Raw genomic sequence first — 15,118 nt, 5'->3', positions numbered from 1 at the left:
TTCGTCGCTCCAGCTCTGCCGGCGACTAGCCGGCAATGTTAGCCATTTCAAACATAGGTACCATGACCGCAACCACGATCATGCCGATTGCAAAACCCATAAGAACGATGACCACAGGACCCATTAAACTTGTTAGACCTTCTAACTTGGTTTTCACTTGGAAATCATAGGCGTCAGAAACCTGTGAAAGCATATTTTCAAGTTCGCCTGTTTTTTCGCCAATGTTCACCATGTGGATAACGATGGGCGGGAATTGTCCTGATTTTTTTAATGGACCTGCAATGGATTCACCTTCAGAGATATTGCTGCGCGCTTCATCAATAGCTTTAGCAAGCACATGGTTAGAAACTACGTTACGCACGATATCTAATGCGGCTAACATGGGGACGCCACCGTTTAATAAAGTTGCAAGGGTGCGAGTAAAACGAGACACCGCGACCATTCTTACGGTCGGACCCACAATCGGAAGCTTCAAAGAAATTGCATCCCACTGTTTTGCACCAGCCGGGGTGTTCTTCCAATTTTTGAACATTAAATATGTAATCAAAACTACACCGACAACCAAGTACCAATAGTTCACCATGAACTGGCTGGCATCAATGATCATGACTGTATACCAAGGAAGTTCCAGATTTGGCGCTGATTCAAACACCGTCACCATTTTTGGAATCAAGAAGATGAATAAGAAACCAAGAAGACCAATCGTCACTGTCATCATGATGATCGGGTAAGTCATAGCACTGCTGACTTTGGCCTTCAAATCTGCTTGGGCCTCAGTGAACTCTGCAAGACGCATTAAGATAACGTCCAAGCTTCCTGACATTTCACCGGCTTCCACCATTGAAACATATATATTGGTGAAAATGTTTGGATACTTTGCTAAGGACTTGTGCAAAGTCGCCCCTTCGTTGACCATGTTTTTACAGTCAGCCAAAGCTTCAGACAAAACAGGATTTTCAACTTGTTCAGAAACCGCAGTTAAAGCATCAACTAAAGGAATGTTGGCTTTAACTAAAGTCGCCAACTGACGGGTCATCAAAGAAAGTTCCTTCACTCCGACTTTTTTAGTCGTGCGAACCGAACCTGCTTTCTTCTTGGGGTCTGTTTTCTTTTTATCGCGGATATCGATGACGTAGATATTGTCTTTTTTGAGCTTAGTTCTAGCCGTACGCAAATTATCGGCGTCAACGACGCCTTTTACGTTTTTTCCATCTCGGGTAAGGCCTTTGTACTCAAAAATCGGCATTTTCTTTTTCTATCCTAAATATCTAACTGAGTGTTTGAAGTCAGTTCTTCAATTGTAGTAATACCAGCTAAAACTTTTTGTACCCCATGATCACGGAATGTTTTCATTCCATTTTGCACGGCTTGTTTTTTAATAGTGTTACCATCTTTTCGTTGCATGATCAAAGAGCGGATGTCGTCTGTCACAATTAAAAGTTCACTGATCGTGGTACGCCCTGAATAACCTTTTTGATTGCAGTGATTGCAACCCATCGCGCGACAGATATGTCCGTTCTTAGCTTCTTCGCGAGTCACGCCTAATAATTGGATTTCAAAATCAGAAGGCTCATACGGAGCTTTACAGTGCGGGCACAATACACGCACAAGGCGTTGTGCCACCACCCCTTGAATTGACGTCGCAATTAAGAAAGGTTCCACGCCGAAATCAATAAGACGGGGAAATGCACCGGCAGAGTCATTGGTATGCAGTGTAGATAAAACCAAGTGACCTGTTAGTGAAGCCTGAATAGCAAGTTCCGCAGTTTCTAAGTCGCGGACCTCACCCACCATGATGATGTCAGGGTCTTGACGAAGAAACGATCTTAAGCCAGCTGCGAAAGTTAATCCAATTTTAGCATTTACTTGTACCTGACCGACGCCGTGAATACGCTGCTCCACAGGATCTTCTACCGTCAGAATGTTCACGTCTGGTTTGTTTAATTTAGTTAAAGCGCCGTACAAAGTGGTGGATTTACCTGAACCTGTTGGCCCTGTAACAAGAAAGATTCCGTAGCTGCGTGCTAAAAGATCATCAAGTCTATCAAGATTTTCGCCAGAAAATCCAAGTTGAGTCAGCTCAAGAACGATGGAAGATCTATCTTGAATACGCATGACCAGGCGTTCTCCGTAAGGAGTAGGCACTGTAGATAAACGGATATCGATATCTTTACCACCCACCTTCAAAGGAATACGACCGTCTTGAGGCAAACGCTTTTCAGCGATATTTAAGTTCGCCATAACTTTGATACGGGAGGTGATCGCGTTTTGAAGTTTTTTAGGTGGTTTAAACACGTCAAACAAAATACCGTCTGTACGGAAACGCACGGCCATATCTTTTTCATAGGGTTCAACGTGGATATCAGATGCTTTTTCTTTTACAGCGCGAAACAGAAGGCTATTCACCATCTTGATCACTGGCGCATCATCTTCGCCAGCTTCTAAAAGATCTACGATAGGATCATCTAAGTCATAATCTTCTTGGTCGATTTCATCTAAACCAGAAAGATTCGCGGTGCTTTTTTCATAAACTTTATTGATTGCATCCTGCACACGGCTGGATGTTGTGACAAGCGGGCGAACACGCTTACCGAATAACACTTTTAAATCATCCAGTGCTTTTAAGTTCACCGGATTGCTGGTCAGTGCCACAAGGTTTTCCTGATCTTCTTTGTAAGGCAGGATGTTGTGTTGTTTTGCGTAGTTGATCGGAATGTCACGGATCAAGTCGACGGAGATATCGCTGACGGGGATGTCTCTAATAAAATCCAAACCCAGTTCTTTGCACAAATCTGCGACGACTTCATCCGCCGTGGAAAATTCTTTCGAAGCTAAAGCTTCACCGACGGTGATAGGTCTTACCACCGATTGGTTATTGAGTACGGATCTGATTTGATCTTTCGTCAAAGAAGTTGCTTTAGATAAAATCGTTTGAATATCCACGGACGCCATTACTTTATTCCTCTTCTACAGTAGGGGCTGAAGTGTCTACCGCTGCAGTTCCCTTGGCTTTACGATGAATCTCATCCATCTTCTTACCAAATGGGTCAATTCCGCCTTGAGACTTCACGAATTCGATACGTTCGTCCAGTTTTTTTGAAGTAATCGAATTGGTATCCGTATTATTTCTAATGATTTTCGGAGTTAAGAACACAACCATATTCGTTTTATCTTTTACGATCGTGCGGGACTTAAATAGCCAACCCAAGATTGGAATATCACCCAGTAATGGAACTTTCGTGATTGATTCCACATCTTGTTCCTTCATCAATCCCCCCAGAACCGCTGTGTCGCCATCATTCACATTAATAACTGTCTTAATGTTACGACTTGCCAAAGGCTGAGTCGAATCTTGGAACGCCTTCGGCGTACTTGCAGTTGAAAGCTGTTTAACTTGCTGTTTGATCTCCATACGAATTGTTTTATTCGTAGGGGAGATGAACGGTTTCAAAGTCAGCTTAATAGTCGCATCATCAAACGTTGGCGTCGTGATAGGCGAACCATTTGTTGGCGTAGTTGTCTGCGAACCAGTAACAACCTTATCACCCACTTCGATTTCACCTTCTTGGTTATCCAAGGTCATGATTTGTGGAGTTGAAAGGATGTTGGCTTTTTTGGTTGTTTTTAAGAAGTTGATGAAACCAATCAAGCTTGGAATTTCAAGCGACGTCTTAGAAACCGGATCTGTCACAGTCACTTTGCTGCCTTGACCAAAACCGATCACCGCACCAGTACCGCCAGTAGGGCTTAGGAAGTCATTGATGTTAACACCACCATTGAAGCCCACTTTGCCGTAACCTGAATCACCGTATTGATAGTAACCAATACCCCAAGTATTACCGTCGTTGGCGCTCATTTCCATGATGATCGCTTCAACAAACACTTGGTCACGAGGGATATCGATCTTAGCTAAAAGATTTAAAACCACTTCGTAGTCTTGTTTGCTAGCTGTAATCACCAAGCTATTTGTCGTTTTATCAGCTGTGATTTTAACATCACCACCAAAGATTTCTTGTGGAGCTTGCATCTGACCACCAGCACCGATAGGGGAAAGAATACTTCCGCCCGTAGATGGTTTCGGAGTCGCATCTTTAGTCACACCTTGAAGGGTCGCCGCGATTTTTTCAGCATCGCCATTTTTTACGTAATAAACGTAAACGCCACCAGAATCTTCAGGGCGGATTTTGAAATCCAATTGGCCAATTAGTTTTTTAATACGAACGATACCGCTTTTGTTACCAATAACGATGATCGTGTTTGTTCTGTCATCAGGGATTGCCATAAAGAAGCTTGCACCTTGTTGGCTAGAAGCTCCCGCAGAACGAGAGAATCTTGGAACACCAGCAGTAAATGTGCCTGGAGCACCACCTTGGGTTTTGCTTCCTTTATTTACGATCTTATCAACAAGGTCTGCTAAGTCTTTAGCTTTTGCGTACTTAATAGGGATAACTTCAAGTTGTTCTTCAAATCCAGGAACGTCCAACTGACTGATGATTTTCATAACACGGTCAATGTTTGAACCGTAGTCAGAAATAATGATCGAATTTGTTGGCTCATAAATATTCATTTCACCATCTTTAGACGGCAAAATACGCAGGTCTCTGTTCACTTGAGCGGCACTGATGTGTTTCAAGTGTATGATTCGCGTGATCATCTGATCTGAATTTGGATAGTATGCGCCAGAGAACGTTTCAATATTATCTCTCTGGGCATTTCTAGCTGATTTTACTTTTAAGAAGCTGCCAGAAGGAACCACTGTGAAGCCGTTGATGGCCAAAGCAGAAAGGAACGCTTTGTAAGCCTCTGCCACTGTAATCTTTGAAGGAGCGATGATCGTGATTTTTCCACGAACGCCTGGATCAATAATAAAGTTCTTTCCAGTTAATTCTGAAATCGCTTTGATAACGTCGGTGATTTCCACATTCGGGAAGTCAAAGGATTCAATCGTTTCAGGGAAGTTCTGATTGTTGATGTCTTCAATCGGAGCTTGGGCGAAACGATCTTTAGCTTTTTTATCTAAAACTTCATTGCCACCACGAGGTGCTGAACCTGTTGGGCCAGATGGCGAACCACGCATGGAAGGGGGAGCCGGTGCAGGCATTGATGGAGTTGAAGGAGATTCTTGAGGAACGTCAAAATCTGGCGGCGGAGGATTTGCCATGTCACCACCAGAATCACCAAAATCCGGAGGCGGTGGTGGAGGCGGGAAGTCCTCGAACTGAGCACTGGCGGTATTAGCAACCAACTGCGCTGTCATCAATGAAGCAAGTCCTATGCTGACGGTTTTTTTCATGTGTCCCTCTCCTCTTCTTGAGGAATAATGTCGTACTAAAGCTGTTCCAGCCTGCGCGCCCAAGGGCGCGTCGGCACTGCGACCGCAGGCCCTATTGAATATTGTAAGTCATTGTTTCGTTCTTACCGTTGCGCTCTACTTGCAGAGTCACTTTCGGTGAATTTTTCAATGAATTATAAAGTTCCATTGCTTTTGCTGGGCTGTCTACTGGCGTGCCATCAACTGACTTGATGACATCCATTCGTTGTAAGCCAAGTTGTTCATAGATGCTTCCAGGTTGCATGTCTAAAAGACGGAAGCCGTTGATGTTGCCTGTGCCTGGTTCACGATTGGGAACCGCACGGGCCTGCATCAAAACGCTAGAAAGATCGTTTGTATATTTTAAAAGATCCGCACGTTTGATCACGAAATTGTTATCGCCGGCTTTTTGCACCTCTTTGCCGCCTGCACTGACGGCAGAAGCACCGAAGGCCACTTTATTGCCATCTTTTTTCATCTCAATATATTCCATGCGATTTGAATTAAGATTACGGAAGATAACTTTTTGTCTTTCAACGCGCACGATGGAAGCCATGCCTTCAATTTCTTTTCCTGGAGTGTAAGAAATCACCTGGTTTTTGCCACGAACTTCAATCGCGGCAAGGGATTTATCAGGATTAGAATGAACCAAAGTTCCGATCAAATTTAAAGGCAATTGCGATGGGACTGGGACCTGTTCTTTTTGCGCTTCAGGCCCTTTGGTTTTATCAACTAAAGGATCAGGAATTTCACCATTTGAAGCAAACATATTGCGGGAAGTGATGCTGTTATAAGCTCCGCGGTTTACACTCGTATCAATCGGTGGAGCCTTGGGACGGGCTGCTGGCGCGGATTGTGGAAGCATGCGATCGCGGTAGGCAAGAATGGCAAGATCAGCGATACAGTAGCCAATAAAAACGAAAAGAAGATAGGAATACCATTTTTCAAATGGCGGACGTTGGTTCTTCGAGTTTCGCGAATTCGAGAAAATCACTGCTGTACAATCCTTTGTGTTTTAACCTGGTGTTAACCAGATACGCGCCTAGTCCTTGGGCCTTCTGAAAGCCTATCAAAAAGGCGGGGGGTCTGCACTAAAAAATACAAGCTGGACCATGGTCGTGAACGCGTAAATTTCTGCACACATTCTCGAAACATAGGTCATGATTAGGGATATGAGAATTCTCTACTTCACGGATGGAGCAGGAATCGATCTTCTCGGAATACGCGAATCTTTATTACGTATCCCAGAAGTACTCACCTCCCTTCGTCGCGGCCAGGAACAGGCACGCTACGTTGATTTGATGCAGGTGATGTCGTTGTCAGACGAAGATTTTCGTCTGACTCCTTCTGTATTGAGAAACTTCTTAATCAATCTTGTTCAACGCGGACTTCATCAACGTTGGACAAATCAAGATCACAGAGCAGACTTAATCCTTCGCCGAATCAACCACCGATGTTTTGCTGATATTCAAAACGAAGTGCTAAATTCCATTCGTGCAAAAGGGGAAGGCCGCGCGGTCGCCACCAAAGATTTACACCTTTTGCATTTTTTCAATCAAATCGAAATCACGATTATCGGCCCCGGATACGATGAAATCGAACTGTGGCTTAGAAAAGAAATTTCAGCGCGCGGTGATGTGAAAGTGATTGTGAAAGACGTGATTGCTTCTGATCCGCAACTGGATTGGTTCTGGCCACAAGTGAAAGAGACTTTCACGCATACTGAAAGCCCACTTATTTAGAACAAAAAGAATCCATACTTGAAGTGCCTTTTGCGAGGGGTTTACAAACCTTCGCGGCGAACTGAGCACCAGCAACGTGTTGTGAAACCGTCCAATCAAAATCAACTTCCCAAGCAGTGATGGTTTTCACCGCACGTTTGCAAGATTCCGTGCTTAAACCTTTACCGCAAATATTCAAACTGACATTGGCATTTGCCACGAGCCATTTCATAAACGGATTCGGTCCGAATAATTGTTCGCGAGAGCAGGGAAGACTGATGCCGGCGATTTCGCCGCTGATGTGCCAGCTTGCATAAAGTCCGCTCGCAACCATATTCGCCATATAATTTTCTAATTGGGTTTTCGCGCGGGCTTCTAAGCGAGGCAATGATACATCCATGGGTGCGCCGACGGTTTTTAATAATTCACATAAAGCATCTTTTTTAGAAGCTTCACTAACGCAGGCATTGTTTTTCGCTCTTTCAAGGGCCTTTGTAACAATACGATCTTCGAAACTAACACCCATGGGTCTAAAGATCACATCGCGGTGTCTTTGTAATTTAAAGAATAATTGTGCCGGGATTTCGATATTCTGACAAAGACGGATCCCGCGATACATATTCGCAGCCATCGATTCAACCTTAATGGCTAAAACAGGATTCATGCCGGCTTCAATCATTTGGCAGGTCATAAAAGCAGCACCAAGAACATGATAATTTTTAGCAGCAATTTGTTCAGGTTTTTTACCAGGGTATTGGGTACGTAAGATTTTTCTTTTTAAAGAGTCAGAAATATCCGCTTGTGCCGATAAAGATCCCGGTAAAAAGAAATCCGCTGTTTTAGTAGGGCACAGAGTTTCAGTTTCTCTATCGTCGTTTTCGCCACGAGGTTCAAAAAGTTCACTCCATAGCATGCCTTCGCCAAGAAGTTTGGTTTCAACATCTTGGTTGGTGAATTCACCTTGGCTGACATCATCGTGACCACAAAGGCCAATCAATGAAAGGGCCGCATTGGGATTTCCATTTGTATATTTTAAAGCTTTTTCATACAACCAGCCTGCCGGTAAATCCGTGCGGGTTACTCCTGATTTATCGCCTAACGAAGGACGGTTATTGCGAACTTCCTCTGCAGAAAGTTTTTGTTGGCTGCGGCTGTTTTTACGAACATCCGCATAAAAGCGGTAAGCGGCTTCAGAAAAGCAGGCGTTTTTCTTAAAGTGATGTTGAAAGAAGTTAGCGACACCTGAATTTGAAACAGCGACTTCTTGATCATCAGCGTAAGAACTTGGATCAAGAATTTCATAATACCTTTTAAGTCCATTTTTAGTGCTAGATTCAGGAAGGGTGTTAATCAAAATCGAAGCAATGCGATCCGCAGATGAGATCTGATTTTCAGTGATGTTTTTCTCTGCTGCGCCCACAGAAAAAGTAAATGCTATCCCGCATATAAACAGGACAAGGTTCATGTGTCTAAAAATGAGACGCAGTTTGAAAGGCTTCATAGCAGCTAAAACAAAGCAAGAACGGGACCTGCCCCTTATATATTTAAACGCCTAAACACCTTGTTCTGTCTGGCAAGGGTGACATATTTTGTATTATAAATTGCAAATTAGAGGGTCTTAATTCAAGCTTAAATCCATGGTAACAGCGAAGAAAAAGCCTGCGCATTTAGATCAAAATCTGATGGGTTTTTATTTAAGTTTAAGCGGCTGGCTTGTAGGTTTGATGCTTTCTATGTTCCACTTTGTTTTCGGCGCGGACCTATGGAAGCAGATCGTTTTATTCATTATTTGCTTCATCGGAATCGGTGCAAGTTATCTGTTTTATAAGCGCAGAAATTTTCCCGCTGTCCTTTTGCAAACGATCACTATGTTTGCTTCCGTTGGTTTTAGCGTGATCTTTCCCACCGCCGGTCCCATGGTCAACTTAGTCTTTATTTACATCGCTGTATTTCCGGTCGCCATGTTAGAAGTTTCTAATGCAACCTTTATGTTTATAAACTTTGCGGCCTGTGTGTTGGCGGTATTAACCAGCGAACTTGCTACTCATAACTATCACAGCAACGTCAATGAACAGATCTTCACCGCACTTTTAAAGTTTTCAATTCTGAGTCTGGTCTTTTTTGTCGTGTTTATGATGCGCTCAGTATTAGAGCATCGAAATAACGAAATTTATGACAAGTTCCAAGACGAAGAAGCTGGCGAATAATTGCGACAGCTTCTATAGCGCAAAGAACGGTTCAATTTCAATAGGTCTTTCATTTGCGGGATGCATGAACTTTGGCGCTTCCTGATCCGGTGGCAATAGCAGATAAACCCCAAAAGGCATTTTTCCAGAAACCCAGGTGCGCGGCGGGCGATAGATGTATTCACTGCGGGTTTGTCCATAAACAATGAACTCGTTTTCGTCAGCTTCATCAAAAGCCTTCCACAAAAGACTTTCAAAGATATCAGCATTATCCGCATTTAAAAAATTTAAATATTTAAAGTTGAAACTCGCTTCCATCTTTAAACGTGAATAGGGTTTCGTCAGAGTGCGAGTCCATCCTAGTCTGTTTCCAAACTTTAAAAATTGACGAAAGTTATGGGCGCGTAAAGAATACTGCATCGGAATAAATTCCTGCAAGCCCCCTGAAGACCACGGGGCCGCACAACCAATGACATTTTCGTTTTTATCAATCGCAATAAGAAAGTCATCCAGTCTTAGGCCTTTCCAGCGCTCTAACTTATCAAAGAAACTTTGTGCATCCCACACGGTAGAAAGATCTTTTTCCCGCGACTTGCGAATCAAATACGCAATCAAAGCATCCACATTCCCTTGATTGCCACGTCGAATGCGAAGATGAGGCAAGGGGTTGCTGGCCCAGGGCAGTCGTCCATGCACAGACACCATATTAAAGCGGCGGAAAAGGTGATAGTGGGGAAGTGGACGCTTCATTGTGCGCGGGCGCACGAAGGCATTTAAGGCCTGCACTTCGCTCATGCTAAGAACTGAAAATAAATACTTACAATCAAAAGTACGAAACACTTCTTCCATGGCAGGTAAAAAGTGCTTAGACCATTCCATAACCGCTCGGCGATTGGATGAAATCCGCAAATCGCGACCGAAGGCCACGGTTTGAACTTTATTATCTAAAAGAACGTCTTTGGTGATGAAGCTTGCAATACCTTCAATTTTTTCTTCGTCTTTTAACATGTAAGTCAGATAACGATCTGACTGGATCGAATAAGGGGCGAAGAAATCTTTTTCACGGTCAATTTTAATTTCGACCAAACCACGAACGGGGAAGCTTTTATAAAATTCAGCTAAACTTTGCGCGTCTTGCGGTGTTGCGACTTCTAACTTCATTAAGTTTTTTTCCAAAGCACATCTTTATGGCCGGTTTTTTCATTCACCCAGCGGGCAGCGACGAATAGATAATCACTAAGTCGGTTTAAATACTGTAAAGCCATCGCATAGCGTTCATCTTTAACGGCAATTTCAGCAGACCGTCTTTCGCTACGTCGGCAGCAGGTTCTTGCGACATGCAAATGGGAAGCAACTTGATGGCCCGCAGGAAGAATAAAGTTTTTTAGCTCTGGCAACTGTGCCGTCAGTTCATCGATTTCTTTTTCAAGAAAATGAATTTGTTCAGCAGTGATGGCTGGCAACAGTTTAAAGACTTCGTCTTTTTCAGTAGCTAATAACGAACCAATATTAAAAAGTTCATTTTGCACTTTTTCAAGGGGAGCATCCAAAGAAGTCAGCTCCGAATAGTTCACAAGGTTAGAGCGAACCACGCCAATATAACTATTCAGTTCATCCACTGTGCCATAGGCTTCAACCCGAGGGTTGAATTTTTCAACACAAGAACCGTCCACAAGACGCGTTGTCCCTTTGTCACCAGTGCGTGTATAGATCTTTGCTTTCGGAGCATCAGTCATCGTTGCCGTTCCTTCGATATGCCATACTCCGGCGAAGCAGAGCATAGATAACTAATTCTTGCTTTTTAAACCTAAGAGGTCAAGATGAGCCCATGAGTGCAAATGAAAATATCCCATTGCTGGTGACCATTCCCCATAGCGGCGAAAAAATTCCTTCCCAAGCCCCTTGGCTTAAAGGATTGCCTGAAGAAATCCTGATGTGTGATGTGGACCGTTACGTTGATTTTCTTTACGAACCCGCTTTGCAAAAGCTTAAAATTCCTTTGGTAAAAACAGAATGGCATCGTTATGCCGCGGACTTAAACCGAATTCCAGAAGATGTGGATTCAACTTCGGTGATTGGTAACAAAAATCCAGCAGGATCATTCAACCGCGGTTTTCATTGGGTCATTACGACCTACAAACATCAACTGCTTCCTGAGCCGATGAGTCCTGAAATCCACAAAGAACTTGTGGATCTGGTTTACACTCCCTTTCATGAGTCAGTAAAAAAACAGTTTCAAAACTATAGCGATCAAGGCTTTAAAAAGATTTTTCATATCGATGCCCATAGCATGCCATCAGTGGGAACAAGCGAGCACCGCGATCCAGGTGAAATTCGCGCCGATATTGTGGTCAGCGACAGCAAAGGCAAAAGCTGTGATCCAAGATTTAAGGATCTTGTGATTGCTGCCTATGTGACCGCTGGTTTTAAAGTTGGTTACAACTGGCCTTACTTTGGTGGCCGTGTCACAGAGCAATATGGTCATCCAAGCAAGGGACATCATACTTTGCAGGTCGAAATGAACCGATCGCTTTACATGGACGAAAAAACGAAAAAGTTAAAACCAGAAGAGGCGAAGAAAGTTCAGGATAAAGTCCTTTTTGCGCTGAACTATATCCGCAGCAATTTGATGCACATAATGTAAGGCGTCGAAGTGCTAAGAAGATAGTCCGTGAAGTTGTGTTAAATAATTGATATCTACCGATATTTGAACAGCTAAATTGATGAGGACATCTTCTTGAATAAGGCTTCTGCGCCCCAAAAAAATCTTATCAAAACACTCAATAAGCCCCTGGCTTCTTTGAAGCTTGCGGTCTTTATTATCATCTCTCTTGCAGTTATCACGGCCGTCGGAACTTTTGTTGAAGCAAAGTATGATGCCTATGCTGCAAAAAAGCTCGTCTATGACACTTGGTATATGTACGCCATCATGGGGCTTTTGGTTATCAACCTAACTGCCGTAATGTTGGATCGCTGGCCGTGGAAAAAGCGCCATGCCTCTTTCGTTTTAGCCCATATTGGTATCATCATTTTGTTAGCCGGCGCCTACATTACTGCGCACCATGGCCTTGATGGTTCCATGCGGGTAGGAATCGGTGAAAGCAATAATTTAGTGCAGGTTCCTGAAACAGATCTCACTGTCTACACATCGTTTGACGGTGATCGCTATTCAAAAACCTTAGAGCAAGAAGTGGATTTCTTTAAAAAACCGCCAAGCTCTGAAAAGCCCTTTGTTGTTCCCACTTACGAAGGACAAATTAAGATCGTCGACTACAAAAAATACGTTCTGCCTTCACGCAAAGTTGTTCCTGGGGAAGAAGGTAAAGCGGGTGCAGGGGTTCGCTTCCAGTTGCAAAATCCCAACGTAAATGTCGTTGAATGGTTGGTGCAGAAAAAACCAAACGCTTTAGCGAGCCAAAATTTCGGACCTGCGCAAATTTTCTTAGGCTCCGCACCGATCAAGGGGCGTGGTAAGAATGAAATCTTCCTGACTCCAGATAAAGAGGGCCTGCAATACGTCGTCTTTCAAAAAGATTCTGAAAAACCTTTGAAAAAAGGCTTCGTGAAAGAAGGCGATGTTTTTGATCCAGGCTTTAAAATGGCCCTTTCTTTTCGTGTTCTACGCTATTTGCCAGCAGCCCTTGAAGAGTGGGATCTGAAAGATTCTGATGCGCCTACGCCACTAACAACTTCGGCAATTAAAATCATATTCGAAAATAAAGAGCACTGGGTTTTGCTAAACGATATGGTGAAACTTTTCACGAACAACTCCGTTTATCTTTTAACCTATGGCAACCGTCGTATTGATATCGGTTTTCCAATCAAGCTGCACAAATTCGAAGTGGCTCGCTATCAAGGAACCATGCGTGCGGCGGCTTACCAAAGTTTAGTGGAAGTACCAAAAGCGGGTGAACATTTAATTTCGATGAATGAGCCTTTAAAACACAATGGCCTGACTATTTACCAAGCAAGCTTCCAAGAAGAGCAAGGTCAGCCCGTGGCTTCGATTTTTTCAATCAATCATGATCCAGGTCGATTCCTGAAATATTTAGGATCGTTAGTGATAAGTTTGGGTATCGTTTTATTGATGTGGTTTAAGCATCTTGATTTTAAAGTTGGAAAATCACGTAAACACGACGGGGATAATGCATGAAACATTTATTTCTAATTCTCATTTCACTTTTTGCGGTTTCATTTTCAGCCTCGGCAAAAGACGGTGATGCTTTAAAATCTTTGCCAGTTCAAGACGGCGGAAGAATTAAACCTTACGACAGCTTTTCTCGGGAAATGCTTGAAATCGTTTATGGCAAATCGAAGTTTGAAGGCCGTGCCGCCACTGAAATCGTATTAACATGGATGCTTTCGCCGCAAGCATGGCATGACAAGAAAATCTTTGAAGTGCGCAATCACGAAGTTCTGACAGCGCTAAATCTGCCAAAAGAACAGCGTTATTTTTCAGGGGAAGAGTTATTTGCAGGTGACCGTTTCACACTTCTTCGCCAAGAGCTTCAGTCTAAGCGCGAAACCAAGGAAAAGCTAAATCCCTACTTCCAAGCTTTGCAACGCCTTGAAAATCAGTATTTTGTATTCCAAGAAATCGCATCGGGTCGTATGCTGAAAGTCTTGCCACCAAAAGAAGGCGATACATGGCTTTCAATTGCGGATCTTGAACCTGCCTTCCAAGAAAAGTTCATGAACATCACGAAGAGCTTCGTGATCAATATTGGAAATGTCGCAAAAGGGGAGTCGACAGAGCAATCGGCAAAAGACTTAGATAAATCCGTTCTGGATTTTCAAGATGCAGCTCGTGCGCAGAATCCGGCACTCTATAATGTCGACTCTCGCATTAAAGCAGAGGTGCACTATAACAATTTTCATCCGTTCCGTTGGGCTTACATTTTTTATTTCTTAGCGTTCATCGGTTTGTTGTTAGTGTGGACTTTGCGCAAAGAAAGTTTGATGAAGGGCGTTTGGGTTTTGATGGCCCTTGGTTTTATATTGCACACCTACGGTTTTGGTTTGCGCATGTATATTATGGAGCGTGCCCCCGTTTCAAACATGTATGAAACTGTTGTGTGGGTTTCCTGGGGAACTATTGTTTTTGCTGCGATCTTAGAGCTTATCTATAAATTCCGTCTTATCCTAGTGGCCGGAACTTTGGTGGCGGCATTTGGTTTGGTCATCGCCGATTTTGCTCCGGCCGTTTTAGATCCAAGTTTGCAACCGCTGGAACCTGTTCTTAGAAGTAACTACTGGCTGACAATCCACGTGATGACTATCACTATCAGTTACGCGGCCTTTTTCTTAGCGTTCGGGCTAGGTGATATTGGTCTTTATTATTATTTACGTGGGGAACAAAAACACCAAGAACAGATCAAAGGAATCGTCACCGGAATTTACCGCGCGATTCAAATCGGCGTGGCCTTCTTAGCGCCGGGAATTATTCTTGGCGGTATCTGGGCTGACTATTCTTGGGGACGTTTCTGGGGCTGGGACCCGAAAGAAACTTGGGCGTTGATCGCATTATTAGGATACCTCGCGGTTCTTCACGCTCGCTACGCGGGTATGTTGAAACATTTCGGTATGGTAGTGACATCGATCGTGGCCTTTTCACTTGTGATTATGGCTTGGTATGGAGTGAACTTTGTTCTTGGCGCAGGGCTTCATTCCTACGGATTTGGTGCGGGTGGAGTGGAATATGTGTCTGCTTTTGTGGCAGCGCACATTCTATTAGTTATTTATGTGTCTGTGATTCGCAGCGGAAAAAGAAAGTTAAGCAGCTAAAGCGCTAAACTGAAAAGTGCAGAGTTGCTCAGTAAGTGAGCGAGTCTGCCGCTTTTTCATTAAGCTTGCAAAAAGATTATGGACAACTGGACTTTTCCACCATTAAATTAGAGCAA

The 15,118-nt window shown here is 43.5% G+C and carries 12 protein-coding genes; 5 read left to right on the top strand and 7 right to left on the bottom strand.

The window, feature by feature from the left end:
- Positions 1–25: 25 nt before the first annotated feature.
- The 4 genes from gspF to gspC all read right to left on the bottom strand — a co-directional run bounded on the left by gspF (position 26) and on the right by gspC (position 6,305).
- A complete protein-coding gene (gene gspF, locus MNR06_RS05120) occupies positions 26–1,246 on the bottom strand; it encodes a type II secretion system inner membrane protein GspF (RefSeq protein WP_243539533.1) in 1,221 nt (406 codons plus the stop codon).
- Between the two features lie 14 nt (positions 1,247–1,260).
- The gene (gspE, locus tag MNR06_RS05115) at positions 1,261–2,952 is read right to left on the bottom strand and encodes a type II secretion system ATPase GspE (RefSeq protein WP_243539531.1); all 1,692 of its coding nucleotides are present in this window, start codon (positions 2,950–2,952) and stop codon (positions 1,261–1,263) included.
- Positions 2,953–2,956: 4 nt separating this feature from the next.
- Positions 2,957–5,293, bottom strand: a complete 2,337-nt coding sequence (gene gspD / locus MNR06_RS05110; protein WP_243539529.1) for a type II secretion system secretin GspD — start codon at positions 5,291–5,293, stop codon at positions 2,957–2,959.
- Between the two features lie 91 nt (positions 5,294–5,384).
- Positions 5,385–6,305, bottom strand: coding sequence for a type II secretion system protein GspC (gene gspC / locus MNR06_RS05105; RefSeq protein ID WP_243539527.1), 921 nt, complete (start codon positions 6,303–6,305; stop codon positions 5,385–5,387).
- A 178-nt stretch (positions 6,306–6,483) separates the two neighbouring features.
- Between gspC and MNR06_RS05100 the strand changes: the two genes are divergently transcribed.
- Complete coding sequence (locus MNR06_RS05100; RefSeq protein ID WP_243539525.1) at positions 6,484–7,053, top strand: hypothetical protein; 570 nt, start codon at positions 6,484–6,486, stop codon at positions 7,051–7,053.
- Here the strand turns inward: MNR06_RS05100 and MNR06_RS05095 are convergent.
- Positions 7,046–8,497 (bottom strand): hypothetical protein, encoded by a 1,452-nt coding sequence (locus MNR06_RS05095; RefSeq protein ID WP_243539524.1) that lies wholly within the window; start codon positions 8,495–8,497, stop codon positions 7,046–7,048. The genes MNR06_RS05100 and MNR06_RS05095 overlap by 8 nt on opposite strands.
- 172 nt (positions 8,498–8,669) lie before the next feature.
- Here MNR06_RS05095 and MNR06_RS05090 point away from each other — a divergent pair, with 172 nt between their 5' ends.
- Positions 8,670–9,239, top strand: coding sequence for a hypothetical protein (locus tag MNR06_RS05090; RefSeq protein ID WP_243539522.1), 570 nt, complete (start codon positions 8,670–8,672; stop codon positions 9,237–9,239).
- A 12-nt stretch (positions 9,240–9,251) separates the two neighbouring features.
- On the opposite strand, the gene MNR06_RS05085 is transcribed toward MNR06_RS05090, so the two are convergent.
- Entirely contained in the window at positions 9,252–10,394 is a 1,143-nt protein-coding gene (locus MNR06_RS05085) for a hypothetical protein (RefSeq protein ID WP_243539520.1), read from the bottom strand.
- On the bottom strand, positions 10,379–10,999 hold the full coding sequence (locus MNR06_RS05080; RefSeq protein WP_243539518.1) for a cob(I)yrinic acid a,c-diamide adenosyltransferase: 621 nt from the start codon (positions 10,997–10,999) through the stop codon (positions 10,379–10,381). The genes MNR06_RS05085 and MNR06_RS05080 overlap by 16 nt, the downstream gene beginning before the upstream one ends.
- 47 nt (positions 11,000–11,046) lie before the next feature.
- Here MNR06_RS05080 and MNR06_RS05075 point away from each other — a divergent pair, with 47 nt between their 5' ends.
- From MNR06_RS05075 to MNR06_RS05065, 3 genes are all read left to right on the top strand, one after another.
- On the top strand, positions 11,047–11,862 hold the full coding sequence (locus MNR06_RS05075; protein WP_243539509.1) for an N-formylglutamate amidohydrolase: 816 nt from the start codon (positions 11,047–11,049) through the stop codon (positions 11,860–11,862).
- Positions 11,863–11,955: 93 nt separating this feature from the next.
- Positions 11,956–13,371 carry a cytochrome c biogenesis protein ResB gene (locus tag MNR06_RS05070; protein WP_243539501.1) on the top strand — a complete coding sequence of 472 codons (1,416 nt, stop codon included), beginning with the start codon at positions 11,956–11,958 and terminating at the stop codon, positions 13,369–13,371.
- Positions 13,368–15,002: a cytochrome c biogenesis protein gene (locus MNR06_RS05065; RefSeq protein ID WP_243539492.1), complete on the top strand. Its 1,635-nt coding sequence runs from the start codon at positions 13,368–13,370 to the stop codon at positions 15,000–15,002. The genes MNR06_RS05070 and MNR06_RS05065 overlap by 4 nt, the downstream gene beginning before the upstream one ends.
- Positions 15,003–15,118 lie beyond the last annotated feature (116 nt).

Source organism: Bdellovibrio reynosensis (assembly GCF_022814725.1).
Taxonomy (GTDB): domain Bacteria; phylum Bdellovibrionota; class Bdellovibrionia; order Bdellovibrionales; family Bdellovibrionaceae; genus Bdellovibrio; species Bdellovibrio reynosensis.
This window is presented reverse-complemented; position numbering and strand designations above follow the sequence as displayed.

Bases quoted from the DNA above. Each gene is read 5' to 3' on its own strand.
- gspF (WP_243539533.1), bottom strand. From the start codon at position 1,246: ATGCCGATTTTTGAGTACAAAGGCCTTACCCGAGATGGAAAAAACGTA.
- gspE (WP_243539531.1), bottom strand. From the start codon at position 2,952: ATGGCGTCCGTGGATATTCAAACGATTTTATCTAAAGCAACTTCTTTG.
- gspD (WP_243539529.1), bottom strand. From the start codon at position 5,293: ATGAAAAAAACCGTCAGCATAGGACTTGCTTCATTGATGACAGCGCAG.
- MNR06_RS05100 (WP_243539525.1), top strand. From the start codon at position 6,484: ATGAGAATTCTCTACTTCACGGATGGAGCAGGAATCGATCTTCTCGGA.
- MNR06_RS05095 (WP_243539524.1), bottom strand. From the start codon at position 8,497: ATGAACCTTGTCCTGTTTATATGCGGGATAGCATTTACTTTTTCTGTG.
- MNR06_RS05090 (WP_243539522.1), top strand. From the start codon at position 8,670: ATGGTAACAGCGAAGAAAAAGCCTGCGCATTTAGATCAAAATCTGATG.
- MNR06_RS05080 (WP_243539518.1), bottom strand. From the start codon at position 10,999: ATGCTCTGCTTCGCCGGAGTATGGCATATCGAAGGAACGGCAACGATG.
- MNR06_RS05075 (WP_243539509.1), top strand. From the start codon at position 11,047: ATGAGTGCAAATGAAAATATCCCATTGCTGGTGACCATTCCCCATAGC.
- MNR06_RS05065 (WP_243539492.1), top strand. From the start codon at position 13,368: ATGAAACATTTATTTCTAATTCTCATTTCACTTTTTGCGGTTTCATTT.